We start from the raw sequence: 24,920 nt of genomic DNA, 5'->3' as shown, positions 1-24,920 counted from the left end.
GTGACCGATCAGGCCTTCTTCAGCGCCTTCACGGCCTTGAGCACTTCTTCCACATGGCCGGCCACCTTCAGGCCGCGCCATTCGGCACGCAGCACGCCGCTGCCGTCGATCAGGAAGGTGGAGCGCTCGATGCCCTTGACCTTCTTGCCGTACATGATCTTGTTCTTGACCACGCCGAACATGTGGCAGAGCTTTTCCTCGGTGTCGGCGATGAGCTCGAAGGGCAGCTCCAGCGCCTGCTTGAACTTGTCGTGCGAGGCCATGTTGTCGCGCGAGACGCCGAAGACCACGGCGCCGGCCTTCACGAAATCCTTGTGGTGGTCGCGGAACTGCATGGCTTCAGTAGTGCAGCCCGGGGTATTGTCCTTGGGGTAGAAGTAGAGAACGACGGTCTGGCCGGCAAAAGCAGCGGGCGTGAACTTCACGCCACTGGTTGCGAGCGCTTCAAATTCCGGCAGGGGTTTGTTGAGGGCTGGCGTCATGAAGTATTCTGCTGCGTTGCGCTTCGTGGGCGTAGCCCGTGATTATAAGGGAAGCAAGCGGCTTTCCCGATGGCCGCTGCATGCGCCGATGGCCTTATTCGGAGGGGCTTGACGGCTTCGGAAAAAGCAGTGCCGCAACGACCGAGCGGCCCTCTGCCAGCAGGACGTTGTAGGTGCGGCAGGCGGCGGCCGTGTCCATGGTCTCGATGCCGATTCGCGCGTCGATCAGCGCTCGCATCAGCGCCGGCGGCGCAAACCGGATTCGCGGGCCGCTGCCAAAAATCACGAGTTCGGGTTTCAGGTCCGCCAGGGCCTGGAAATGTGCTGCGGTCAGGCCCTCGAATGAATTGACCGGCCATTCCGTCACGTCGCCTTTCCAGGGCACGACGACGCTGCTTCGGTGCTCACGGCCGTTGACGATCACGCCATCAAGGCCATGTCTGGCAATCGCGTTGGTTCCTTCGATTCGATCGGCTTGGAGTTTCACGGGTTTTCCACGGGAGGCCTGTGGTTAAATTATAGGTTTTGCGCTGCAGCATTTCAGACTGCAAATCCGGAGACCCTTGTCGTGAAACCCATCGCCAAGTCGAGCAAGCTCGCCAACGTCTGCTACGACATCCGTGGACCCGTGCTGGACAAGGCGCGGCAGATGGAAGACGAGGGGCAGAAGATCATCAAGCTGAACATCGGCAACATCGCCGCGTTCGGCCTGGAGCCGCCCGACGAGATCGTGCAGGACATGATCCGCAACATGCCGCACACGGCCGGCTACACCGACAGCAAGGGCCTGTTCGCGCCGCGCAAGGCGGTGGTTCACTACACGCAGGAAAAGAACATCCGCGGCGTCACCGTCGACGACGTGTACCTGGGCAATGGCGCCTCCGAGCTCATCGTGATGAGCCTGAACGCGCTGCTCAACGACGGCGACGAAGTGCTGCTGCCGTCGCCGGACTACCCGCTGTACACCGCCGGCGTGGCGCTGTCGGGCGGCACGCCGGTGCACTACGTCTGCGACGAGCAGTCGGGCTGGTTCCCCGACATCGAGGACATCAAGAAGAAGATCACGCCGCGCACCAAGGCGATCGTGGTCATCAACCCCAACAACCCCACCGGCGCGCTGTACCCCGTCGAGGTGCTGCAGCAGATCGTCGATATTGCCCGCCAGCACGAGCTGGTGGTGTTCGCCGACGAGATCTACGACAAGACGCTGTACGACGGCGTCTCGCACACGAGCATCGCCTCGCTGGCCGATGACGTGCTCTTCGTCACCTTCAACGGCCTGAGCAAGAACTACCGCTCCTGTGGCTACCGCGCCGGCTGGATGGTGGTGTCGGGCGAGCGCCGCCATGCCAAGGACTACATCGAAGGCCTGAACATGCTGGCCTCGATGCGCCTGTGCTCCAACACGCCGGGGCAGCTCGCCATCCAGACGGCGCTGGGCGGCTACCAGAGCATCAAGGACCTGGTCGCTCCCGGTGGCCGGCTGTGCCGCCAGCGTGACCTGGCCTATGAGCTGCTCTCGCAGATTCCCGGCGTGAGCGTGGTCAAGCCCAAGGCGGCGCTGTACATGTTCCCCCGGCTGGATCCGAAGCTTTACCCCATCGCCGACGACCAGCAATTTGCCTACGAGTTGCTGGCCGAGGAGAAGGTGCTCATCGTCCAGGGCACCGGCTTCAACTGGTCGGCGCCTGATCATTTCCGCCTCGTGTTCCTGCCGAACTCCGATGACCTGACCGACGCCATCGGCCGCATCGCGCGATTCCTCGATCACTACCGCAAACGTCACTCCCACTGAGCCTTCAACGGCCACACCTGCATCATGAAACCCATCCAAGTCGGCCTGCTCGGCATCGGCACCGTGGGCAGCGGCACGTTCAACGTGCTGCGTCGCAACCAGGAAGAAATCCGCCGCCGCGCCGGCCGTGGCATCGAGATTCACAGCGTCTTCGCCCGCAGCATCGAGCGTGCGCGCAAGGTCGTGGGCGATGACGTGAAGGTGGTGACCGATGCGAACGAGATCATCTCGAACCCCGAGATCGACATCGTCATCGAGCTGATCGGCGGCTATGAGATCGCCAAGACGCTGGTGATGCAGGCCATTGCCGCGGGCAAGCACGTGGTCACCGCCAACAAGGCGCTGCTGGCCGTGCACGGCACCGAGATCTTTGCGGCCGCCCGCGAGAAGGGCGTGATGGTCGCGTTCGAGGCCGCCGTGGCTGGCGGCATTCCCATCATCAAGGCGCTGCGCGAAGGACTCACGGCCAACCGCATCGAGTGGATCGCCGGCATCATCAACGGCACCACCAACTTCATCCTCTCCGAGATGCGCGCCAAGGGGCTGGATTTCGCCGTGGTGCTCAAGGAAGCGCAGCGGCTGGGCTATGCCGAAGCCGACCCCACCTTCGACATCGAAGGCGTGGACGCGGCGCACAAGGTGGCCATCGTCAGCGCCATCGCGTTCGGCGTGCCGGTACAGTTCGAGAAGGCCTACGTGGAAGGCATCACCAAGCTGCAGGCGGCGGACATCTCCTATGCCGAGCAACTGGGCTACCGCCTGAAGCTGCTGGGCATCACGCGCCGCCGCGACACGGGCATCGAGCTGCGCGTGCACCCGACGCTCGTGCCGAGCAAGCGCCTCATCGCCAACGTGGAAGGCGCGATGAACGCGGTGCTGGTGCATGCCGATGCCGTGGGCACCTCGCTGTACTACGGCAAGGGCGCAGGCTCCGAGCCCACCGCCTCGGCCGTGGTGGCCGACCTGGTGGACGTGACGCGCCTGCACACCGCCGACCCGCACCACCGCGTGCCGCACCTGGCCTTCCAGCACGACTCGCTGGCGACCACGCCCATCCTGCCCATCGAAGAGGTGGTGACCTCGTTCTACCTGCGCTTGCAGGTGGCCGACCAGGCCGGCGTGCTCGCGCGCATCACCGGCATCCTGGCGGAGAAAGGCATCTCCATCGACGCGCTGCTGCAGCGCCCGCAGGATGCGGACGAGGGCCAGTCCAAGACCGACGTGATCATCATGACGCACGAGACGGTCGAGGGCCGCATGAACGAAGCCATCGCATTGATGCAGGCGTTGCCCACGGTGCTTGCGCCCATCGTCCGCATCCGCAAGGAAGAACTCAATTGATCCGGAGCCGATCTTGAAGTACACCAGCACGCGAGGCGACCGCACCGAGCGGGGCTTCTCCGACATCCTGCTCGAAGGCCTGGCGCCGGACGGCGGGCTGTACCTGCCGACGCAATATCCGAAGGTCGATGCGGCCACGCTCGCCAAGTGGCGCACGCTGCCGTACCACGAGCTGGCCTTCGAGATACTGTCGCTGTTCATCGACGATGTTCCGCCCGCCGATCTCAAGCGCCTGGTCACCAGGACCTACACGAGCGAGGTCTTCGGCACCAAGGAGATCACCCCGCTCAAGCCGCTGGAAGACGGCCTGAAGCTGGAAGCCCTGTCCAACGGCCCGACGCTGGCCTTCAAGGACATGGCCATGCAGCTGCTGGGCAACCTGTTCGAGTACGAGCTGGGCCGCCGCGGCGAGTCGTTGAACATCCTGGGCGCCACCTCCGGCGACACGGGCAGCGCGGCCGAGTACGCGATGCGCGGCAAGAAGGGCGTCAACGTCTTCATGCTGAGCCCGCACGGTCGCATGAGCGCGTTCCAGCAGGCGCAGATGTTCAGCCTGCAGGATCCGAACATCCACAACATCGCCGTCGAAGGCGTGTTCGACGACTGCCAGGACATCGTCAAGGCGGTGTCCAACGACCTCGCGTTCAAGCGCCGCCACAAGATCGGCACCGTCAACTCCATCAACTGGGCGCGCTTGCTGGCGCAGGTGGTGTACTACTTCGCCGGGTACTTCCAGGCGACCCAGAGCAATGACGAAGTCGTGAGCTTCGCCGTGCCCTCGGGCAACTTCGGCAACATCTGCGCCGGCCACGTGGCGCGCAGCATGGGCCTGCCGATCAAGCGCCTCGTGCTCGCCACCAACGAGAACGACGTGCTTGACGAGTTCTTCAAGACCGGCACCTACCGCGTGCGCGGCAGCGCCGAGACCCACGAGACCTCCAGCCCGTCGATGGACATCTCCAAGGCCTCGAACTTCGAGCGCTTCGTCTTCGACCTGCTGGGGCGCGACGGCGCTCGCACGAAGCAGCTCTTCAAGACGGACGTGGAGGACCACGGCTCGTTCACGCTGAGCGCCGAGGAATTCAAGCGCATCCAGAACTATGGCTTCGTCTCCGGCCGCAGCACGCATGCGGACCGCCTGGCAACCATCCGCGACACCTGGCAGCGCTTCGGCGTGATGATCGACACGCACACCGCCGACGGACTGAAGGTGGCGCGCGAGCACGCCGAGCCCGGCGTGCCGATGATCGTGCTGGAGACTGCCCTGCCGGCGAAGTTCGCCGACACCATCGTCGAGGCGATCGGCCGCCAGCCGGACCGGCCTGCCGCCACGGTGGGCATCGAGCAGTTGCCCAAGCGTTTCCAGGTGATGCGGGTGGATGCCGAGGCCGTGAAGGCCTTCATTGCCGAGAATGCCTGAGGGCATCGCATGAGGGCAGGGCGCCTGCCGGCACATCCATGAAGGTCATCGGCTTCAGCGGCTATTCGGGCTCCGGCAAGACCACGCTGCTGGAGCAGCTCATCGGCCACCTGAAGGCCGCGGGGCAGCGCGTGAGCGTGGTCAAGCATGCCCACCACAACTTCGACATTGACGTGCCGGGCAAGGACTCCTGGCGCCATCGCCAGGCCGGCGCCTTCGAGGTGGTGGTGGCCTCCGACCGGCGCATGGCGAAGATCCGCGAGTACGAGGTCGAGGCCGACCCGACCGTGCACCAGCTCATCGCCGAGCTGGTCGATTGCGACTGGGTGCTGGTGGAAGGCTTCAAGCACGCCGACATCCTCAAGATCGAGGTGTGGCGGCCTGACTCCGACCGTCCGGTGATCTACCCGCACGATCCCTTCGTGGTCGCGGTGTGCACCGACCAGCCGGGCCAGTTGCCCGAACCCACCGGATTGCCCCTGCTGGACCTCAACGACCCGGCCGCCGTGGCACAGTTCCTCCTTGGCCATTCCTCGCGCTATGAGTACCACTCCCCCCTCTTCGCCGCCGGCCCGGCCGCCGATGCTGACGCTGGCTGAGGCGCTGGAGCGTCTGGCCGCGGCCGTTGGGCCGCTGGATGCCCCTGAGACGGTGTCCACATTCGATGCCTTCGGCCGCATCCTGGCCGACGAGGTGCGCTCGGCGCTGGACGTGCCACCCGCCGACAACACCGCCATGGACGGCTACGCCCTGCGCTGCGCCGACGTCCCTGCCGAAGGCGCGGTGCTGCCGGTCTCTCAGCGCATCCCCGCCGGCCAGGTTCCATCCGCGCTGAAACCCGGCACGGCGGCCCGCATCTTCACCGGCGCGCAGATTCCCGAAGGTGCCGACGCCGTGGTGATGCAGGAGCTGTGCGAAGCGCTGGATGGCGCGGTGCGAATCAACACCATGCCGGCGAATGGCCAGCACATCCGACGCCTCGGCGAGGACGTGCGTGAAGGCGCCGTCGTGCTGTCGGCCGGCGAGCGCCTGACGCCGCAGGCCATGGGCCTGGCAGCCTCGGTCGGCATTGCCCGGCTGAAGGTGGCGCGCCGGCCCAAGGTGGCCCTGTTCTCGACAGGCGATGAGCTCGTCATGCCCGGTGAGCCGCTGAAGCCGGGTGCCATCTACAACTCCAACCGCTTCATGCTGCGCGGGCTGATCCAGGCCCTGGGCTGCGATTGTACGGACCTGGGCATCGTCCCGGACAAGCTTGACGCGACCCGCGATGCCTTGCGTCGTGCTGCCCAGGGCGCCGACCTCATCATCACCAGCGGCGGCGTCTCCGTCGGCGAGGAAGACCACCTCAAGCCCGCCGTGCAGGCCGAAGGCACGCTGGAACTGTGGCAGATCGCCCTGAAGCCCGGCAAGCCGCTCGCCTTCGGCCACGTGAAGCGCCCGGATGGCACGAGCGCCGCCTTCATCGGCCTGCCCGGAAACCCGGTGTCCAGCTTCGTGACCTTCCTGCTCACCGTGCGGCCCGTGCTGCTGCGCCTGCAGGGCGCGAAGGACATCGAGCCCCGCAGCGTCGAGTTGCGTGCCGACTTCGACTGGCCGCGTGCCGACAAGCGTGAGGAATTCCTGCGCGCGAAGGTCAATGCACAGGGCGGTCTTGACCTCTTTCCCAACCAGGGCTCGGGCGTGCTCACCTCCGCCGTCTGGGCCGATGGCCTGGTCGCCAACCCGCCGGGCCGTCCCATCGCCCGCGGCGACGTTGTACGCTTCCTGCCTTTCCCTGAGTTGATGCGATGAACACGGTCCGGGTGCGCTATTTCGCTTCCATCCGCGAGGTGCTGGGCAGCGGCGAGCAGATCGAGTTGCCCGAAGGCGCCACGCTGGGCGCCGTGCGCGACCTGCTCATCGCCCGGAGCCCCGCGCATGCCGCCGCGCTCGCACGAGGCAAGGCGCTGCGCTGCGCGCTCAACCAGTCGCTGAGCGATGAATCCGCTGCCGTCGGCCCGAATGCCGAGGTGGCCTTCTTCCCGCCGGTCACGGGCGGCTGAGACCGGCATGGACCGCGCCCGCGTCAGCATCCAGACCGAGGACTTCGACCTCTCCCGCGAGGTGGCGGCCCTGCGTGCCCAGGACCCTGCCGTGGGCGCCATCGCCACCTTCGTTGGCACCGTGCGAGACCACAACGAAGGCCTGGGCGTCACCGCCATGGAGCTGGAGCACTACCCGGGCATGACCGAGAAGGCCATCGAGGCCATGATCGACGAGGCGCTGTTCCGTTTCGACATTCATGCCGTTCGCGTCATCCATCGCGTGGGCCCGCTCAGGCCGCAAGACCAGATCGTGCTCGTGGCCGTCACTTCCTCCCACCGTGCGGACGCCTTCCAGGCCTGCGAATTCCTCATGGACTACCTCAAGACCCAGGCGCCGTTCTGGAAGAAGGAACACACGCCCGAAGGCGCACGCTGGGTCGATGCCCGCGTGAGCGACGACGACGCGATGAAGCGCTGGGGCCTGGCCAGCGCGAACGCGGCCGCATGATCGCCTCGCCCTCGTTCGCGCAGGTGGCCGCGGTCGCGGTCGGTGCCACCACCGGCGCCTGGCTGCGCTGGCTCGCGGGTCTGTGGCTCAACAGCAAGTGGGCCGGTTTCCCGCTGGGCACGCTGCTCGTGAACTGCGCCGGCGGCCTCATGATCGGCGGCCTGCTGATGTGGTTCGAGCGCACGCCCAACGAGCTGCTGAGGCTGCTGCTGGTGACCGGCCTGCTGGGCGGCCTCACGACCTTCTCTTCGTACTCCGGCGAGTCGCTCATCCTCCTGCAGCGTGGGCATTGGGCCCTGGCGCTGGGCCACACGGCCGCGCATGTGCTCGGTTCGCTGGCCTGCGCCGCCGTGGGCTACAACGTGGTGAAAGCCCTGCTGCCGTCGTAGTGGCCATGGCGCAAGCTGTGCCAACTTCGCGCATGCGGTTTGCTCCTGGTCAAGTGTCGTCGGCTTGAATTCGCGAGGATTCGCCTTAAATCGGTGGCAACGAGAGGATTTCCATGCGACTCGACAAACTCACCACCAAGTTCCAGGAAGCGCTGGCCGATGCCCAGAGCCTGGCCGTCACTCGTGACAACCCCTACATCGAGCCCGTGCACGTGCTGGCGGCCATGCTGGCGCAGACCGATGGCCCCAAGGCCTTGCTGGAGCGCGCGAGCGTCCACGTCGGCAAGCTGCAGGCGGCCACGGAGCGCGAGATCGAGAAGCTGCCGCAGGTGCAAGGCGGCGAGCAGGTGCAGCCCGGCCGCGACCTGGGCGCCTTGCTGCAGGCCACCGAGAAGGAGGCTTCCAAGCGCGGCGACCAGTTCATCGCCAGCGAACTGTTCCTGCTGGCTGCGGCCGACAGCAAGGCGCTGGGCCCGCTGCTGAAGGAACACGGCCTCACCCGCAAGTCGCTGGAGACGGCGATCGACGCCGTGCGCGGCGGCCAGAAGGTCGACAGCGCCGAGGCCGAGGGCCAGCGCGAGGCCCTGAAGAAGTACACCCTGGACCTCACCGAGCGCGCCCGCCAGGGCAAGCTGGACCCGGTGATTGGCCGCGACGACGAGATCCGCCGCGCCATCCAGGTGCTGCAGCGGCGCACCAAGAACAACCCCGTGCTCATCGGCGAACCGGGCGTGGGCAAGACGGCCATTGTCGAAGGCCTGGCCCAGCGCATCGTCGCGGGCGAGGTGCCCGATTCGCTCAAGAACAAGCGCGTGCTGGTGCTGGACATGGCCTTGCTGCTGGCTGGCGCCAAGTTCCGCGGCGAGTTCGAGGAACGGCTGAAGTCCGTGCTCAAGGAAGTGGCGCAGGACGAAGGCCAGACCATCGTCTTCATCGATGAGATCCACACCATGGTGGGCGCGGGCAAGGCCGAGGGCGCCATCGACGCGGGCAACATGCTCAAGCCGGCGCTGGCACGCGGCGAGTTGCACTGCATCGGCGCGACCACGCTGGATGAATACCGCAAGTACCTCGAGAAGGATGCGGCGCTGGAGCGGCGCTTCCAGAAGATCCTTGTGGGCGAGCCCAGCGTGGAGGCGACGATTGCCATCCTGCGCGGCCTGCAGGAGAAGTACGAGGTGCACCACGGCGTGGAGATCACCGACCCGGCCATCGTGGCCGCGGCGGAGCTCAGCCACCGCTACATCACCGACCGCTTCCTGCCCGACAAGGCCATCGACCTCATCGACGAGGCGGCGGCCAAGATCAAGATCGAAATCGACTCCAAGCCCGAAGCCATCGACAAGCTCGATCGCCGGCTGATCCAGCTGAAGATCGAGCGCGAGGCCGTGAAGCGCGAGAAGGACGAAGCGTCCAAGAAACGCCTGGGCCTCATCGAGGGCGAGATCGAGCGGCTGACGCGCGAGATCGCGGACCTGGAAGACCTGTGGAAGGCCGAGAAGGCGGCCGCGCAGGGCTCGGCGCATGTGAAGGAAGAGATCGAGCGCATCCGCATCCAGATCGAGGACCTCAAGCGCAAGGGCGATTTCAACAAGGTCGCCGAGCTGCAGTACGGCAAGCTGCCGGAGCTGGAGCGCACGCTCAAGGAAGCGCAGGCCAAGGAGTCGAAGAAGGGCTCCGACCCGGGCCGTCCGCAGCTGTTGCGCACGCTGGTGGGTTCGGAAGAGATCGCCGAAGTGGTGGCGCGTGCCACCGGCATTCCCGTGTCCAAGCTGATGCAGGGCGAGCGCGAGAAGCTGCTGCATATGGAAGGCAAGCTGCACGAGCGCGTGGTGGGTCAGGACGAAGCCATCACCGCGGTGGCCAACGCCATCCGCCGCTCGCGCTCGGGCCTGTCGGACCCGAACCGGCCCACCGGCTCCTTCCTGTTCCTCGGCCCCACGGGCGTGGGCAAGACCGAGCTGTGCAAGGCGCTGGCGGCTTTCCTCTTCGACAGCGAGGAGCACCTCATCCGCATCGACATGAGCGAGTACATGGAGAAGCACTCCGTGAGCCGGCTCATCGGCGCGCCGCCGGGCTACGTGGGCTATGACGAAGGCGGCTACCTGACCGAGGCCGTGCGCCGCAAGCCCTACAGCGTGCTGCTGCTCGACGAGGTGGAGAAGGCCCACCCCGACGTCTTCAACGTGCTGCTGCAGGTGCTGGACGATGGCCGACTGACCGATGGCCAGGGCCGCACGGTGGACTTCAAGAACACGGTCATCGTGATGACTTCCAACCTCGGTTCGCACCAGATCATGCAGATGGCGGGGCAGGACAGCGAAGCCATCCGCGATGCAGTGTGGGTGGAGGTCAAGCAGCACTTCCGTCCGGAGTTCCTGAACCGCATCGACGAGACGGTGGTGTTCCACGCGCTGGATGAGAAGAACATCGAGGCCATCGCGAAGATCCAGCTCAAGGTGCTGGAGTCGCGGCTGGAGAAGATGGAGATGAAGCTGGACGTGTCGCCGCAGGCGCTGGCCGAGTTGGCGAAGGCGGGCTTCGATCCGGTCTTCGGCGCACGGCCCCTGAAGCGTGCCATCCAGCAGCGCATCGAGAACCCGGTGTCCAAGCTGATCCTCGAAGGCAAGTTCGGGCCGAAGGATGTGATCCCGGTGGGGGTCGAAGGCGGCGAACTGGTGTTCGCGCGCACGGTGCACTGACGGTCGACTGACCGCACCATGGCAAAGGCCGCGGCCGCGAGAGCGCCGCGGCCTTTGTCTTTTCTCATGCATGAGAGTAGGCTCGCCGCTTCAGGCGGCCATCACGAGCCGCAGGCGTTTTCCAGGGAGAAACGCAATGGCTTCGAGCTTCGATGCGGCCGTCAGGGACCACAATCCTGACGCTGTCGTCATCCTGGACCCCGTGGGGTGTGTCTTGCACTGGAGCAGTGCGGCCGAGGCGATCTTCGGCTATGCCTCCCTGGAGGCCACGGGGCGCTCCATGGCGGACCTGGTGGTGGCCGACGAGCAGCGCGCATCCTTCGACCAGATGTTGAGCGATGCCCGCTTGCGGGGCGTCACCATCGACGAATCGGTGCGGCATCGCAAGGACGGATCGGCCCTGCATGTGAGCGGCTCCGCCAAGGCCGTGAATTCGTCGGATGGGCTGCTGGAGTTCTTCGTCATCACCCAGAAGGACGTAACGCCGCTGAAGACGCTGCGCGACACGCGGCTGGTCGAGGCCAAGTTCCGCGACCTGCTGGAGACCACGCCCGACGCGATGCTCATCGTCAACGTCACCGGACGCATCGTGCTGGCGAATGCGCAGGCCCAGGAGGTGTTCGGCCATGCGCGGGCCGACATGCTGGGCCAGCCGGTGGAAATGCTGCTGCCCAAGCGCTATCGGCAAAGCCACATCGGCCGGCGCGCCGGCTTCTTCGGCAAGCCGCGCACGCGGTCCATGGGTGCCGGGCTGGAGTTGTTCGGCCAGCGCAAGAGCGGCGAGGAGTTTCCGGTCGAGATCAGCCTGAGCCCGCTGCAGACCGAAGAAGGCACCATGGTGATGTGCGCGGTGCGCGACACCACCGATCGCATCGAGGCGCGCCGCAAGGCCGACCGGCAGTTCCGCGACCTGCTCGAATCCGCACCGGATGCGATGGTCATCGTGGAGGAATCCGGGCGCATCGTTCTCGTCAACTCGCAGACCCTGCGGCTCTTCGGCTGGAAGCGCGAAGAGCTGCTGGGCCAGGCGGTGGAGGTGCTGGTGCCGCAGCGCTTCCGTGATGCACACCCCGGCCGGCGCGCCGGCTTCTTCGCCAGCCCCAAGGTCCGCCAGATGGGCGCGGGGCTGGAGCTCTACGGGCTGCGCAAGGACGGCAGCGAGTTCCCGGTGGAGATCAGCCTGAGCCCGATCCAGACCGAGGATGGGCTGCTGATCGCCAGCACCATCCGCGATGCCACCGAACGTCGCCGCAGCGAGCAACTGCTGCAGGAGGCGAACCGCCTCAAGAGCGAGTTCCTCGCCAACATGTCGCACGAATTGCGCACGCCCCTGAACGGCATCCTCGGGTTCACCGAACTGCTCATCGACCAGCGGCCCGGCACGCTGAACGACACGCAGCTGGAGTACCTGGGCGACATCCATGAATGCGGCCAGCACCTGCTGCAGCTCATCAACGACGTGCTCGACCTGTCCAAGGTGGAGGCTGGCCGAATGGAGGTCTACCCCGAGGAATTCGCCCTGCAGCAGGCGGTGGTGTCGGTGTGCAACGTGGTGGCGCCCATTGCGCGCAAGAAGCAGATCACCTTGCGCAGCCCGGTCATCGACGGGCTGGACAAGGTGACGCTGGACCTGCAGAAGTTCCGCCAGATCCTCTTCAACCTGCTGTCCAACGCCGTCAAGTTCACCGACGCGGGCGGCGAGGTATCGGTGACGGCCGAGCGTTGCGGTGACGATCGCTGGCGCATGTCGGTCAAGGACACCGGCATCGGCATCGCGCAGACGGACATGGGCCGCCTGTTCGAGGCCTTCCGCCAGCTCGACGGGGGCCTCACGCGCCGCTATGAAGGCACAGGCCTCGGGCTCACGCTCACGCGGCGCCTCGTCGAGCTGCATGGCGGGCGCATCGAGGTGCACAGCGAGGAAGGCGTGGGCAGCACCTTCCATGTCGAGTTGCCGACCACCATCGCGCAACCGGTGGCGCACTGAGCAGGGAGGTCCATGGCTGCACGCGTCCTCGTCGTCGACGACAACCTCATCAACCGCAAGCTGGCCTGCAGCCTCTTGACGATGGAGGGCTACGTCGTCCAGTCCTGCGAGGATGCGGAGGAGGTGCTTCGCGTCCTGCCTCTCGGTGCACCCGACATCATCCTCATGGACATCGGCCTGCCGGGCATGGACGGCCTGGCGCTGACCCGGCTGCTCAAGGCGGACCCGCGCTATGCCGAGCTGCCCATCATCGCCATGACCGCCTTCACCATGAAGGGCGACGAGCGCAAGGCGCTGGATGCCGGCTGCAACGGCTACATCGCCAAGCCCATCGACACGCGGCAGCTGGCATCACAGGTCCAGGCCTACCTCGATGAGGCCGAGCGGCGCAAGGCGCAGCTCAAGGTGATGATCGTGGAAGACCACCGCATCGACATGAAGCTCGCCGGTGAACGGGTGCGGCTGAGCGGGCACCTCGTGCTCAGCAACACGACGGCCGAGCAGGCGCTGGAGAGCCTGTCACGGCAGCATCCCGATGTCGTGCTGCTGGACCTGAACCTGCCGGGCATGGATGGACTGAGCTTCGTCAAGCTCGTCAAGCAGGACCCCGCGACGGCGATGCTTCCGGTGGTGGCAGTCACGGCCTACCCGGATCGCTTCCAGCGCGAGGACATGCTGGCGGCCGGCTGCGCAGCCTACCTTGTCAAGCCGGTGGAGGCGCGGCAGTTGCTCGCCGCGCTTGAAGAGGCTTTGCGGCAGGCACCGGACGGGTGAGTCAGGTCGGTGCGGGCTCGTCGAACACGGCATCCATGCGCATGATCTGCAGGCGTGCCAGCGTGAGGTTGGCGTGCGTCTTGTCGAGCACTGCATGCATGGCCAGGCCGGGGTGCTTGGGCACCGCACGCAGCACCAGGTGATGCGCACCCAGCGTGATGGCCGCCTCGGGCAGCGCATGCCCCAGTCCGAGCGTGCGGCTGGTGGTGAGCATGGCCGACAGCAAATCGGAGCCGTGCGTGGCGAGGTCTTCCGGCCCGGGGCTGGCGCCGGCGTGCATGAGGTCGCGTCCGGTAGCCACTTCGAAAATGCACACGCTGACCATGCCGGTCAACTCGCTGAGCTGCTGCACGTAGCGGGTGAGCGGGTCGCGGGCGGCGGCATCGCGAGCGCTTTGTGTCGGCACGGCGGGCATCGGCCGCAGCGGCAATGGCGTGCTGCGTGACGAGTAATCCTGCGGCGCGGCGCGTTGCGGTTCCAGGCGCGGCTGGTAGGGCGGCGCCATGGACGCAGGCGCGCCCGCCGGCTGGCCGAGGCCCCGCAATTCCTGCTTCAGCTTGCCCCAGGTGCTGCTGATGAAGTTCCAGGCATCCGCCGGCCGCGACACCTGCGGCGTGGTGCGCACGTTCACGCCGGTGCCTCGGCCCAGTTCCATGCCCTGGGTCACCAGCGCATTCGCGGTGGACAGCGGCAGCAGCAGCATGTTCCGGTTCGGCCATGGGCCGGTGATCATGTCGTCGTGCAGGGGCTTGAACACACCCGCCATCGAATGGCCGGGCAGGTCGCCCACCAGCACCACGCCCAGCGTGCTGAAGCCCAGCAGCGTGCGGGCCAGGGCATGGCGGGTGGTGGTGTCGGCGTCGGCCTCGGTGGAATAGATGCGCAGCGGCTTGCCGTCGGCCGTGGGCAGCTCCACGAACTCCAGCGTGGCCAGCGTGTTGCCGTAGCCCTGCCGGCGGATCACCAGCCGCTTCACCGCGCTCTTGCTGGCCGAAGCGATGCCCGCCAGCAGCTTGCGCGATGAATGCGTGGCCACATCGTGGATGGCGATGAACTCCGGGCAGTGGAATTCGAACTGCTGCTGCAGCGCCGGGCCCGCATCGCAGGTGACGAAGAGCTCGCGCAGGTTGTCGGCCACTAGGCGGCCGATGTCGTCCGGCCCGGAATCGAGGTAGGCCTGCTCGTCGCGGGCGACCTGCGTCTGGGCGCGGGTCGACTGCCAAGCCTCAGGATCATCGACCTGGTCTTGCGGAGGTGGCGTGGAGACCCAGCCACCCGAATTGGAAAAGTTCATGGTTCGCTTCCCGGCCCGAGAACGGTCCACGGTTCAAGGGCAGTTTAGGTGAGCAGGCCCCTCCCGAGGGCCGATGTAAACGATGATTTCATGACTCTTCAGGGTGGACCATCCCACGATGATGGGATGCAGGCAGGTCCCGTGCCTGCGACCCTGCCGGCCTGTGGCAGTGCGGGCAGACCCTAGAATTCCCCGATCGTCACCTTTCCGTCATGCCGACGCCGGCCCGTTGCGGCCTGCGAACACGGCACGCTGCGCCCATGACCACTCCAGAAGAACCCTGTACCTCGCCGGTGGTGATCGTGGGCGCCGGCCTGGCCGGCCTCACGGTGGCGCTGCACACAGCCGAGAAATGCCCCGTCGTGGTGCTCGCCAAGCGCAACCTGGACGAGGGCGCGACCGCCTGGGCGCAGGGCGGCATCGTGGGCGTGCTGGGCAGCGACGACAGCATCGAGTCGCACGTGCGCGACACGCAGGATGCGGGCGCCGGCCTGGTGGACGAGCAGACGGCGCGCTTCATCGCCGAGCACAGCGCCGAGGCGGTGGAGTGGCTGGTCAAGAGTGGCGTGCCGTTCTCGCCCGACCCTGACGGTCCCCTGGGCCTGCACCTCACCCGCGAAGGCGGCCATGCGGTGCGGCGCATTGCGCACGCGGCGGATGCCACCGGCAAGGCCATCCACGACGCCCTGCTCGAGCGCGTGAAGAAGCACCCCAACATCCAGCTGCGCGAGCGCTGGATGGCGCTGGACCTCATCACCTCGCGCCACCTCAAGCGCGAGGAGACGCCACGCTGCTACGGCATCTATGCGCTGGACATCGACCACCAGCGGGTGGAAACCCTGCCTGCCTCCGCCGTGGTGATGGCCACCGGCGGCGTCGGCAAGGTCTACCGCTACACCAGCAACCCTGACACCGCCACCGGCGACGGCATTGCGATGGCCTGGCGGGCGGGCTGCCGCATCGGGAACATGGAGTTCATCCAGTTCCATCCCACCTGCCTGTACCACCCGCAGGAGCGCAGCTTCCTCATCACCGAGGCGTTGCGGGGAGAGGGGGCCTTGCTCAAGCTGCCCGACGGCACGCGCTTCATGGCCGCGCACGACGAGCGGCTGGAACTGGCGCCGCGCGACATCGTGGCGCGCGCCATCGACTTCGAGATGAAGCGCCATGGCCTGGACTACGTGCTGCTGGACGCGACCCACCTGGGCGAAGCGTTCCTGAAGGAGCACTTCCCGACCATCCACGCCCGGTGCATGAAGCTGGGCATCGACATCTCCCGCCAGCCGATTCCGGTGGTGCCGGCCGCGCACTACACCTGCGGCGGCATCGTCACCGACTTGCAGGGCCGCAGCGACCTGCCGGGCCTGTACGCGGTGGGCGAGACGACCTACACCGGCCTGCACGGCGCCAACCGCCTGGCGAGCAACTCGCTGCTGGAGTGCGTGGTGTTGGGCCGTACCTGCGCGGCCCACATCCTCTCGCGGCCCGAGGCAGAGATGCCCTCGCTGCCCGCCTGGGACGAAAGCCAGGTGGAGAACGCCGACGAGCAGGTGGTCATCGCCCACAACTGGGACGAGCTGCGCCTGCTGATGTGGAACTACGTGGGCATCGTGCGCACCACCAAGCGGCTGGAGCGGGCGCTGCACCGCATCAAGCTGCTCAAGAGCGAGATCGACGACTACTACGCCAACTTCCGCGTGAACCGCGACCTGCTGGAGCTGCGCAACCTGGTGGACTGCGCCGAACTCATCGTGCGCTCGGCGCTGATGCGCCATGAAAGCCGCGGCCTTCACTTCAGCCGCGACTTCCCGACCACGCTGCCGGTGAGCTTCCCGACCGTCTTGCTGCGGGCGCACCGTGCGGGCAAGAAGCCCAAGGCCTTTGGCCTGAGTGGGTGAGCGGCTGGGCAACCCCCGAGAGGATCAGCCAAGTTAGGGATGCCAGCAGGGGCATTGCAGGTCCACCATTGCGCTCATCCGGCCCAGGTGATGCCGACGAGGGGATCTGCGATGAAAGCCAGCGTGACCAGGCAGGGGCTCACCGTCCGCGTCATCGCGGGCACGCGCAACGCCATCATCGCGATGGACCTGCAAGACGACAAGCGGCCGGGCTGCCTGGGCTTTTCGATCGGGCGGATGGACATGGGGCCGGCATCGTCCGCGCCGGTGGCGGGCGAATTCCGCTGGCTGCCCAACATGCTGCGCTTCCCGAGCGACCTGCAGGGCGGCGGCACCACGCTCACCGCGCCACTGCAGAAATTCCGCTGGGGTGACTACACGCTCATGCCGGCGCATCGCTACAGGTTCACCGTCGTGCCGCGCTACGGTGCACCGGGCCAGATGATGCCCGCGCTGAGCCCGACCGAAGCGCCGCAGGGCGACGGCATCACGCTGGACGTGACCACCGAGGACCCGACGCACGACGAGACCTTCGTCCATTTCAACCGCGCCGCGGCCGCGAGCAGCGCCTTCAACACGAAGTTCGGCGACGTGGCCGATCTCGCCGCCAACACGCCCAAGGCGAAGAAGGCACGCGATTGGCTGTCCAACGGGCTGAAGGAAGCGCTGCTGGCCTACATGAAGAAGGCCGAGGACAACACCTGGGCCCTTCACGGCGCGATCTACGAGTTCCAGCAGGTCGAGCTGCTGCAGGGGCTGCAGGAGGCGATCGGGCGCGGCGTGGACGTGAAGATCGTCTACCACCACCGCCACAAGGACGCGAAGGACACGACGGCGAAGAAGAACGACGACGCGGTGAAGCGCGCCGAGCTGGGCACCGTCGCCAAGCCTCGCAAGGCCGATCCGCAGTCGGCCATCATGCATGACAAGTTCCTCGTGCTGCTGAAGAACGAGAACGGCAAGCTCGTGCCCAAGTCGGTGTGGACGGGTTCCACCAACTGGACCGACGGCGCGCTGTACGGCCAGCTCAACGTGGGCCACGCGGTGTTCGACGAGAAGGTGGCAGCCATCTACGAGAGCTGCTTCAAGCTGCTGCTGGACGATGCGGATTCATCGACGATGAAGCAGGCGCTGGCCACGCTCACGCCGGTGTCGCTGACCTTGCCCGCGGGGCATCAGGTGATTCCCATCCTCTCGCCGCAGTCCGACGACACCATGCTGCACCTGTACGCGAGCCTGTGCGAAGGAGCGAAGTCGCTGCTGGTGTCGGCGCCGTTCGCGCTGTCGCCGGTCATCCTCAAGGTGCTGTCCAAGAAGAATGAACAGGCCGTGCGCTTCATGCTGCTGGACAAGGTCGGTAGCCTGGGTGGGCCCGAAGAGGTCAACGTGATCGAGGGCGACCCGAGCAACTCGATCGCGGTGGCCACCACACTGTCATCGCCGCTGCACGACTTCCAGAAGAAGCTGCTGGAAGGCAATGAGAGCTTCCACCACGCGGGCATCCACATCCACTCGAAGATCTTCGCGATCGACCCTTTCGGGTCCGATCCGATCATCGTGACGGGCTCGGCCAACTTCTCCAACAACTCGACGGTGGTGAACGACTCGAACACGCTCATCATCCGCGGCAGCACGGCCATCGCCGACATCTACGCCTGCGAGTTCATGCGCATGTTCGAGCACTACCACTTCCGCGCGAAGCAGGCCGGCAAGATCAAGTCGGGCAAGCCGATGGCCTTGTCGGAGACGGACGCGTGGTCGGCGAAGTACTACGTGAAGGACAGCAAGGAGGAGCGCGACCGGCGCCTGTTCGCCGGCACGCTGAGCTGAGGCTGCGGCTGAGGCCTCAGTTGGTCACCATCCGGCTGAGGGCAGCTTCCAGCTCCTTCAGCTGGGCCTGCGTCAGCTTGCCGTCCTTGGCCTTCATCTCGTGCGCCTTGAGGTCCCAGGCCTGGCTGACGTATTCCATGTACTCGCGCTTGGTGACCATGGCTTGCGGTTCCGACTTCATCATCTTGGCGCGCATCTCGGCCAGGCGGGAATAGATGTCGCCCTCGGCCATGGCGGCCGTGGTGGCGAGGGCCAGGGTGGCGGCGAGCAGGCCGGTGCGCAGCAGGAAGCGGGTGGTCATGGCGGTGTCCCTTTCAGATGAGGTGGTTGACCTGCATCTGTCGGGGACGGGGCCCGGACCTTACGCTCAGCCGCGCGCTTTCATCGCCGAGCGGGCCTGGACGAACTCGAAGGCGAAGGCCACGGCCTCGCCGATGGCGCGTTCGTTCTCGATGCGTTCCCTGTCCGTCAGGTAGAAGGCGAAGTCCACCTCGTGGCGGATGTATCGCGGCGGCAGGCGGTTCAAGGCCACGCAGGCGATGTCGGCCAGCATGTCTTCGCTGACCAGTTGCGGGTAGCGCGGCGCCAGGTTGCGCACGGCCGTGGTCACGGCCCGCTCGTGATGGTTGTAGATGGAGGAGAAATCACCTGTCATGGGCAGCCCCTGTCTCGCTGGACGACACTGTCGTTAGTGTGATCCCGGGTGCCGGCCTTGGCAAAGGGAACAGGGGCCCAGATGCCCACCTTTTCACGCGGCCATCACAGCCGTTCGAGCACCCGCATCGAGTAGTCGACCGCTTTCACGTCCTTGGTCAGCCGGCCGATGCTGATGCGGTCCACGCCCGTCGCGGCAATGTCGCGCACCTCGTCGAGCTGCACGCTGCCCGACACCTCCAGCAGCGCACGCCCTGCATTGACGGCCACGGCCTCGCACATCAGCGGCAGGCTGAAGTTGTCCAGCATGATGTTCTTCGCGCCGCAGGCCAGCGCCTGGCGCAGCTGGTCGAGGTTCTCGACCTCGATCTGGATGTCCACGCCTGCGTTCAGCGCCTGCGCGTTGTGCAGCACGGCCGCGATGCCGCCGGCCGCCGCGATGTGGTTTTCCTTGATGAGGATGCCGTGCCACAGCGCCAGGCGCTGGTTCTGGCCGCCGCCCACGCGCACCGCGTACTTCTGCGCCTGGCGCAGGCCGGGCATGGTCTTGCGGGTGTCCAGGATGGCGCAGCCGCGCGGGTTGGGCGAGGCGCCTTCGATGGCGCCCACATGGCGGCGGGTGAGGGTGGCGGTGGCCGACAGCATCTGCAGGAAGTTCAGCGCCGGCCGCTCCGCCGACAGCAGGGCGCGGGCGCTGCTCTCGATGAAGCACACCGGCGTGTCCTTGGCCATGCGCGCGCCTTCGTCGTACTGCCACTGCACGCTGGCACCGGCATCCAGTGCCTTCACGCAGCCGTCGAACCAGTCGCGGCCGCACAGCACGGCGTCCTCGCGCACCAGCACGCGTGCCTTCACGCGCTGCCCGGCGGGCACCAGCTCGGCCGTCCAGTCGCGCTGGCCGATGTCCTCGAAAAGCGCGTCGCGGATGTTCCGCTCGCGGGCCTGTTCCAGCGATTCGTTGTGGTCAAACATGAATTCAGGCCGCGCCGATGTTCTTCACGAAGCCCGGCTTGGCCGTGGCGTTGGGGTTGCGTGCAACGAAGTCCAGCATGCGGTCGATGCAGCCCAGCGCCTGGCTGCGGATGGGCTCGTCCACGAGGATCTCGCCCGTGCCCTGCTCCAGGCAGGCCACCACGCCCTGCAGCGCGTTCATCGCCATCCAGGGGCAGTGCGCGCAGCTCTTGCAGGTGGCGCTGTTGCCGGCGGTGGGTGCCTCGATCAGCGTCTTGCCCGGCGCCAGTTGCCGCATGCGGTGCAGGATGCCGTTGTCGGTGGCGACGATGAAGCTTTGCGCGTCCATCTTGAGCACTGCATTCAGCAGTTGCGAGGTGGAGCCCACCACATCGGCCTGCTCGACCACGCTGCGCGGCGACTCGGGGTGCACCAGCACCTTGGCGCCTGGGTGCTCCTTGCGCAGCAGGTCCAATTCCAGGCCGCGGAACTCGTCGTGCACGATGCACGCGCCATTCCACATCAGCATGTCTGCGCCGGTCTGCTCCTGGATGTAGCGGCCCAGGTGGCGGTCGGGTGCCCACAGCACCTTCTGGCCCTGTTCCTTCAGGTGGTTCACGATGGCCAGCGCACAGGAGCTGGTCACCATCCAGTCGGCGCGGGCCTTCACGGCGGCGCTGGTGTTGGCGTAGACGACGACGGTGCGGTCCGGGTGCGCATCGCAAAAGCGCGCGAAATCGTCCGGCGGGCAGCCCAGGTCCAGCGAGCAGGTGGCGTCCAGGTCGGGCATCAGCACGCGCTTCTCGGGGCTGAGGATCTTGGCGGATTCGCCCATGAATCGCACGCCGGCCACCACCAGCGTCTGGCTCGCGTGGTCGCGGCCGAAGCGGGCCATCTCCAGCGAATCGGCCACGCAGCCGCCGGTTTCCAGCGCGAGGTCCTGCAGGTCGCCGTCCACGTAGTAGTGGGCGACGAGCACGGCGTTGTGCTTCTTGAGCAGCGCCGCGGCGCGGGCTTTCCAGTCGGCGCGCTGGGAAGGGGAAAGGGGCTCCGGGACCTTGGCCCACGCATGGGCGGTGCAGCTGGCGCCGGAAGCGTCCTGCTTGGTGTAGTCGAACAGCACTTGGCTCATGGTGGCATGGTAGCCGAGCCCGAAATGTGGTGATTGGAGCGGGGCCACGTGCGAGTGGCCCCGTCTGCAGGCTGGGTCAGACCAGGCCTTTTTCCACTTCCATCAGCTTGTACCGGGCCAGGGCCAGGTTGGCGCGCTGCTTGTCCAGCAAGGCCAGCAGGAACAGGTCCGGGTGACGACTGACGGTGCGCAGCACCTGCTGCCGGTTGCCGGCGCTGACCATCACCTCGTCGATCTGGTCGGACAGCCCCATGTTGCGGGCTGCCAACCGATGGGCGCGCAGCACCTGGGCGCTCGCCGCGGCGGACAGATCGAGGTCGGCGGGCTGGTCTTCGCGGCTTTCGCGGGCCAGCACCAGGCCGGTCGTGCCGTCGACCACCGCGCAGCCCAGCAGGCCGTCGATGGTGAGCATGTCGTTCAGCGCGTTGTGGGCCTTGGACGGATCCAGCGCGTGGTGGCTGCTGACCCGCATGGCGGGCGGCTGGTGCACCGTGCGCAGGCCGGGCGGCAGGGCCTGGGCCGGGCGCGGGCCGCTCATGACCGAGGGCGTCACCGACGGGGTCGTGGACAGCGGCACCGGTGCCGAGGCCTGGAGGTCGGCGACCTTGATCGGGTAGTCCGCCACGCCCAGCGCGGCATTGGGCGGCTCCCAGGCGGGCTGGGTCTTCACGTGGTTCCACATGCCCAGCATGGCGTTCCACACCGAGGACGCGCTGGTCATGGGCTCGTTGAGCACGTGCACGTGCAGCCGCGTGGGCCAGGACACGGCGCTGATCTTGTTGGCGATCCAGACGGCGCTGGGCGGCAGCATGAACAGCAGGTTGGGGCAGCGCCACGTGGGCAGCGACACCGCTTCCAGCAGCGATGCGAGCAGCGCATCGATGGCATGCGGCTGCATGGGCCCCACGACCACCGTGGTCATGTGGCTGCGCTCCATCAGCGCGATGGGGATCTCGGCGTTCTCGCGGCCCGGGGCGCGGACGTCGGCGTGGTAGATCTTGAGCGTTTCCTCGTGCCGGCGCACGAGCGTGGTCCGCTCGATGGTGGCCAGCGTGCGCAGCGTGGTCTGCTCGCGCAGGTGCAGCCGTTCGATGGGCCGCCCGCCGGCGTCGGACAGGGCCTTGATGACGGCCGAGGCCCAGATGCCCACCGGGTCGAGCAGGGTGATGAGGCGGCTGGCCGTCTCCAGGTCGGCACGCGTGGTGGCGAAATGGTCGCGGATGGCCTGGGCCGGGGAGCCGCTGACAACGAGGTCGTGCTGGTGCCGGTCGACCATCTTGCCCTGGTCGTTCACCTCCGTGGCCATGCTTTCCAGGATGGCGGTGGCGGCAAAGCCCTGGTCGGGCCCTTCCGGTTCCTGGCGCGTCTTCTTCGAAGGGTCGCGCGGTGGACCGAGATCACCGAACAGCGATGTCAGCATGAGTTCTCCTGTGGCGTCTCGTGCGTACCAGTGTCATGACCAGTACCTCCCGCACGGGCCTGACCGAGTCTATGGCAAGCCCGTCGCGATGGCACGGCTCCAGCTGCAACCGGAGGTTGCAACCCATGCAGTTAGGGGGTGTTACCCCTGACAGGTTCACTGGAAAAACTCGCTGGGCGGTGCGCCCACGGACCGGCGGACCATCGCCGTGAATGCGCTGGGACTGGCATAGCCCAGCTCGGCGGCGATGGTGCCCATGGGCAGCTTGCGCGCGGCCATGGCCAGGGCCTTGGCGAGCAGCACTTGGTGCCGCCACTGGACGAAGGTCGTGCCCAGCTCCTGGCGGAAGAGCCGGGCGACGGTGCGCGGACTGGCGCCGGCATTGCGGGCCCAGTCGTCGAGCGTGGCGTGGCGCACCGGGTCGTCGAGCACGGCCTCGCACAGGGTGCGCAGGCGCTTGTCGGCGGGCAGGGCCACGCCCAGGCGCACGGGCTTGGCACGGCGCAGTTCGTCGAGCACCAGGGCCGACAGGTGGCGTTCGCGGACGAGATCGATGCCCTGGGCGGGCTGCGGGCCATCGTCCGGCGTGGTGTCCATCTCCAGCACCAGGGCCCGCAGAAGGTCCGACACCTCCAGCACCCGGCACTGCCGCCACGCGTTTTCGTCGGACCGGGCCACGTCCGGCCCGCACCGGCCGGCGGGCTGGTACAGGTACAGCGTGCGCAAGTCGGCGTCTTCGACCACCGAGACGGCGTGCTGGACGCCGGCTGGAATCCACACGGCGCGCGAGGGTGGGGCGATGTAGGTGCCGTGCTGCACGGTGAGCCGGACCACGCCGGTGGCCGAGACGGCGACCTGGGCCCAGGGGTGGTCGTGCGGCACCACCCGCTGGTCGGTGCGCAGGCGGTGGACCTTGGCGCGAACCGGCCGCTCCTTGCTGGGCGCGTACAGATGGGGGGTGAGGGGACCGAGCGGGATGGTGGCGGGCATGTTGGCCGGATCTCGACAGAACTTGACGAGCTATCGTAAACCCGCAAGCCGCCTCCTGCCTACCATCAACCGCATGAGCAGCACCACTTTGCGCACGACATCTCCTGCCGGCGACATCCGCCGCGACGCCACCGTGATCGGCCTCGTCGGCCTGGCCCACGGCATCAGCCACTTCAGCCAGCTTCTGCTGGCGCCGCTGTTTCCCTGGCTGAAAGATGCCTTCGGCGTGAGCTACGTCGAGCTGGGCTTCCTGATGACCATCTTCTTCGTCGTCTCCTGCTCGGTGCAGGCGGCGTCGGGTTTCATCGTGGACCGCTTCGGTCCGCGGCCCATCCTGTTCACCGGCTTGGGGCTGCTGGCGGTGGCCGCCTTCGGTTTTGCCGCCAGCCAGAGCTACGCGATGCTGGCGTTCTTCTCGGTGGTGGCCGGCATCGGCAACGGCGTGTTCCACCCGGTGGACTTCACGCTGCTCAACCGCAAGGTGCACCAGTCGCGCCTGGGCCATGCCTTCAGCGTGCACGGCATCACCGGCAGCCTGGGCTGGGGCCTGGCGCCGGCCATGCTGGTGCCGTTGACGCATCTGTACTCGTGGCGCGTGGCCCTGGTTTGCGCGGGGGCGGTGTCGACGCTGGTGCTGGTGATCCTCTGGTTCGCGCGGCGTGAACTGGCCCTGGAGCCTCATGCGGTGGTCGCTCGTCCGAAGGCAGCGAAAACAGCGGCCCTGGGCAATGGCAGCTTCGACTTCCTCGCCATCCCTGCCGTGTGGATGTGCTTCGCTTTCTTCTTTTTCTACGCCATGGCCCTGAGCGGCGTGCAGGCCTTCGCGCCCGAAGCCGCGCGCATCCTGCATGAGGTGCCGGTGCAGTGGGCGGGCATGTGCCTGACGATCTACATGGTGTGCAGCGCGTTCGGCATGGCAGCAGGTGGCTTCCTCGCCGCCGATCCATCGCGTTGCGAGCGCATCGTGGGCGCCGGCTTCGGCGTGGCTGCCTGTTTCGCCCTGATGCTGGGCTATGCAGACCTGCCCGCCCTGGCCGTGCCGGTGCTGTTCGGCGTGATGGGCGTGGCGGCCGGCGTGGCGGGGCCTTCGCGCGACCTCATCGTGAAGCGTTCGGCGCCCGACGGTGCCACGGGCCGCGTGTACGGCGTCGTCTACTCAGGGCTGGACATCGGCCAGGCGGTGGCGCCGCTGGTGTTCGGGTCCTTGATGGACGGCCAGAAGCCCGCGCAGGTGTGGCTGGGCATCGCGATCGTGCAGGGCGTGCTGATCGCCAGCGCGTTCAACGTGCGGCGGGTGCGCCGCACGGTGCTGGCGCCGGCCTGATGCGC

General features: G+C 67.1%; 23 protein-coding genes. 14 read left to right on the top strand and 9 right to left on the bottom strand.

Annotation, left to right across the window (positions count from 1 at the left end):
* Positions 1-8: 8 nt before the first annotated feature.
* Positions 9-482 carry a peroxiredoxin gene (locus DZC73_RS15530; protein WP_124541274.1) on the bottom strand — a complete coding sequence of 158 codons (474 nt, stop codon included), beginning with the start codon at positions 480-482 and terminating at the stop codon, positions 9-11.
* Positions 483-576: 94 nt separating this feature from the next.
* Entirely contained in the window at positions 577-969 is a 393-nt protein-coding gene (locus DZC73_RS15525) for an Mth938-like domain-containing protein (protein ID WP_124541273.1), read from the bottom strand.
* A gap of 81 nt (positions 970-1,050) precedes the next feature.
* Here DZC73_RS15525 and DZC73_RS15520 point away from each other — a divergent pair, with 81 nt between their 5' ends.
* The 11 genes from DZC73_RS15520 (at position 1,051) to DZC73_RS15470 (ending at position 13,422) form a co-directional block, all read left to right on the top strand.
* A complete protein-coding gene (locus DZC73_RS15520) occupies positions 1,051-2,277 on the top strand; it encodes a pyridoxal phosphate-dependent aminotransferase (RefSeq protein WP_124541272.1) in 1,227 nt (408 codons plus the stop codon).
* Between the two features lie 24 nt (positions 2,278-2,301).
* The gene (locus DZC73_RS15515) at positions 2,302-3,618 is read left to right on the top strand and encodes a homoserine dehydrogenase (RefSeq protein WP_124541271.1); all 1,317 of its coding nucleotides are present in this window, start codon (positions 2,302-2,304) and stop codon (positions 3,616-3,618) included.
* A 13-nt stretch (positions 3,619-3,631) separates the two neighbouring features.
* The gene (gene thrC, locus DZC73_RS15510; RefSeq protein WP_124541270.1) at positions 3,632-5,038 is read left to right on the top strand and encodes a threonine synthase; all 1,407 of its coding nucleotides are present in this window, start codon (positions 3,632-3,634) and stop codon (positions 5,036-5,038) included.
* A 38-nt stretch (positions 5,039-5,076) separates the two neighbouring features.
* Entirely contained in the window at positions 5,077-5,637 is a 561-nt protein-coding gene (mobB, locus tag DZC73_RS15505) for a molybdopterin-guanine dinucleotide biosynthesis protein B (protein WP_124541269.1), read from the top strand.
* Positions 5,621-6,829 (top strand): molybdopterin molybdotransferase MoeA, encoded by a 1,209-nt coding sequence (locus DZC73_RS15500; protein ID WP_124541268.1) that lies wholly within the window; start codon positions 5,621-5,623, stop codon positions 6,827-6,829. Before mobB ends, DZC73_RS15500 begins: the two co-directional genes overlap by 17 nt.
* The gene (locus DZC73_RS15495) at positions 6,826-7,080 is read left to right on the top strand and encodes a MoaD/ThiS family protein (protein ID WP_124541267.1); all 255 of its coding nucleotides are present in this window, start codon (positions 6,826-6,828) and stop codon (positions 7,078-7,080) included. Before DZC73_RS15500 ends, DZC73_RS15495 begins: the two co-directional genes overlap by 4 nt.
* A gap of 7 nt (positions 7,081-7,087) precedes the next feature.
* A complete protein-coding gene (gene moaE, locus DZC73_RS15490; RefSeq protein ID WP_124541266.1) occupies positions 7,088-7,570 on the top strand; it encodes a molybdopterin synthase catalytic subunit MoaE in 483 nt (160 codons plus the stop codon).
* Positions 7,567-7,959, top strand: a complete 393-nt coding sequence (locus tag DZC73_RS15485) for a CrcB family protein (RefSeq protein ID WP_124541265.1) — start codon at positions 7,567-7,569, stop codon at positions 7,957-7,959. The genes moaE and DZC73_RS15485 overlap by 4 nt, the downstream gene beginning before the upstream one ends.
* A 113-nt stretch (positions 7,960-8,072) precedes the next feature.
* A complete protein-coding gene (clpB, locus tag DZC73_RS15480) occupies positions 8,073-10,661 on the top strand; it encodes an ATP-dependent chaperone ClpB (RefSeq protein WP_124541264.1) in 2,589 nt (862 codons plus the stop codon).
* A gap of 136 nt (positions 10,662-10,797) precedes the next feature.
* Complete coding sequence (locus tag DZC73_RS15475; protein WP_124541263.1) at positions 10,798-12,648, top strand: PAS domain S-box protein; 1,851 nt, start codon at positions 10,798-10,800, stop codon at positions 12,646-12,648.
* Between the two features lie 12 nt (positions 12,649-12,660).
* Positions 12,661-13,422 (top strand): response regulator, encoded by a 762-nt coding sequence (locus DZC73_RS15470; RefSeq protein WP_124541262.1) that lies wholly within the window; start codon positions 12,661-12,663, stop codon positions 13,420-13,422.
* Between the two features lies 1 nt (position 13,423).
* Here the strand turns inward: DZC73_RS15470 and DZC73_RS15465 are convergent, their stop codons facing one another.
* Positions 13,424-14,716 (bottom strand): hypothetical protein, encoded by a 1,293-nt coding sequence (locus tag DZC73_RS15465; protein ID WP_124541261.1) that lies wholly within the window; start codon positions 14,714-14,716, stop codon positions 13,424-13,426.
* 260 nt (positions 14,717-14,976) lie between these two features.
* On the opposite strand from DZC73_RS15465, the gene nadB reads away from it, so the two are divergent.
* Both nadB and DZC73_RS15455 read left to right on the top strand, forming a co-directional pair.
* Positions 14,977-16,614 (top strand): L-aspartate oxidase, encoded by a 1,638-nt coding sequence (nadB, locus tag DZC73_RS15460; protein ID WP_124541260.1) that lies wholly within the window; start codon positions 14,977-14,979, stop codon positions 16,612-16,614.
* A 111-nt stretch (positions 16,615-16,725) separates the two neighbouring features.
* A complete protein-coding gene (locus DZC73_RS15455; RefSeq protein WP_161974605.1) occupies positions 16,726-18,444 on the top strand; it encodes a phospholipase D-like domain-containing protein in 1,719 nt (572 codons plus the stop codon).
* 16 nt (positions 18,445-18,460) lie between these two features.
* Here the strand turns inward: DZC73_RS15455 and DZC73_RS15450 are convergent, their stop codons facing one another.
* The 6 genes from DZC73_RS15450 to DZC73_RS15425 all read right to left on the bottom strand — a co-directional run bounded on the left by DZC73_RS15450 (position 18,461) and on the right by DZC73_RS15425 (position 23,591).
* Positions 18,461-18,745: a hypothetical protein gene (locus tag DZC73_RS15450; RefSeq protein WP_124541258.1), complete on the bottom strand. Its 285-nt coding sequence runs from the start codon at positions 18,743-18,745 to the stop codon at positions 18,461-18,463.
* 66 nt (positions 18,746-18,811) lie between these two features.
* Positions 18,812-19,099 (bottom strand): late competence development ComFB family protein, encoded by a 288-nt coding sequence (locus tag DZC73_RS15445; RefSeq protein WP_124541257.1) that lies wholly within the window; start codon positions 19,097-19,099, stop codon positions 18,812-18,814.
* 104 nt (positions 19,100-19,203) lie between these two features.
* On the bottom strand, positions 19,204-20,070 hold the full coding sequence (gene nadC, locus DZC73_RS15440) for a carboxylating nicotinate-nucleotide diphosphorylase (protein WP_124541256.1): 867 nt from the start codon (positions 20,068-20,070) through the stop codon (positions 19,204-19,206).
* A 4-nt stretch (positions 20,071-20,074) separates the two neighbouring features.
* Positions 20,075-21,181 carry a quinolinate synthase NadA gene (gene nadA / locus DZC73_RS15435; protein WP_124541255.1) on the bottom strand — a complete coding sequence of 369 codons (1,107 nt, stop codon included), beginning with the start codon at positions 21,179-21,181 and terminating at the stop codon, positions 20,075-20,077.
* A 76-nt stretch (positions 21,182-21,257) separates the two neighbouring features.
* Positions 21,258-22,601: a roadblock/LC7 domain-containing protein gene (locus DZC73_RS15430; protein ID WP_124541254.1), complete on the bottom strand. Its 1,344-nt coding sequence runs from the start codon at positions 22,599-22,601 to the stop codon at positions 21,258-21,260.
* Between the two features lie 156 nt (positions 22,602-22,757).
* Positions 22,758-23,591, bottom strand: a complete 834-nt coding sequence (locus tag DZC73_RS15425) for an AraC family transcriptional regulator (RefSeq protein ID WP_124541253.1) — start codon at positions 23,589-23,591, stop codon at positions 22,758-22,760.
* Positions 23,592-23,664: 73 nt separating this feature from the next.
* Between DZC73_RS15425 and DZC73_RS15420 the strand changes: the two genes are divergently transcribed.
* On the top strand, positions 23,665-24,915 hold the full coding sequence (locus DZC73_RS15420) for an MFS transporter (RefSeq protein ID WP_124541252.1): 1,251 nt from the start codon (positions 23,665-23,667) through the stop codon (positions 24,913-24,915).
* Positions 24,916-24,920 lie beyond the last annotated feature (5 nt).

It is taken from the genome of Rhizobacter terrae (genome assembly GCF_003852895.1).
In the GTDB taxonomy this organism is placed as follows: domain Bacteria; phylum Pseudomonadota; class Gammaproteobacteria; order Burkholderiales; family Burkholderiaceae_C; genus Albitalea; species Albitalea terrae.
The sequence above is the reverse complement of the archived record's forward strand: the minus strand, read 5'-3'. Positions and strand labels throughout refer to the sequence as shown.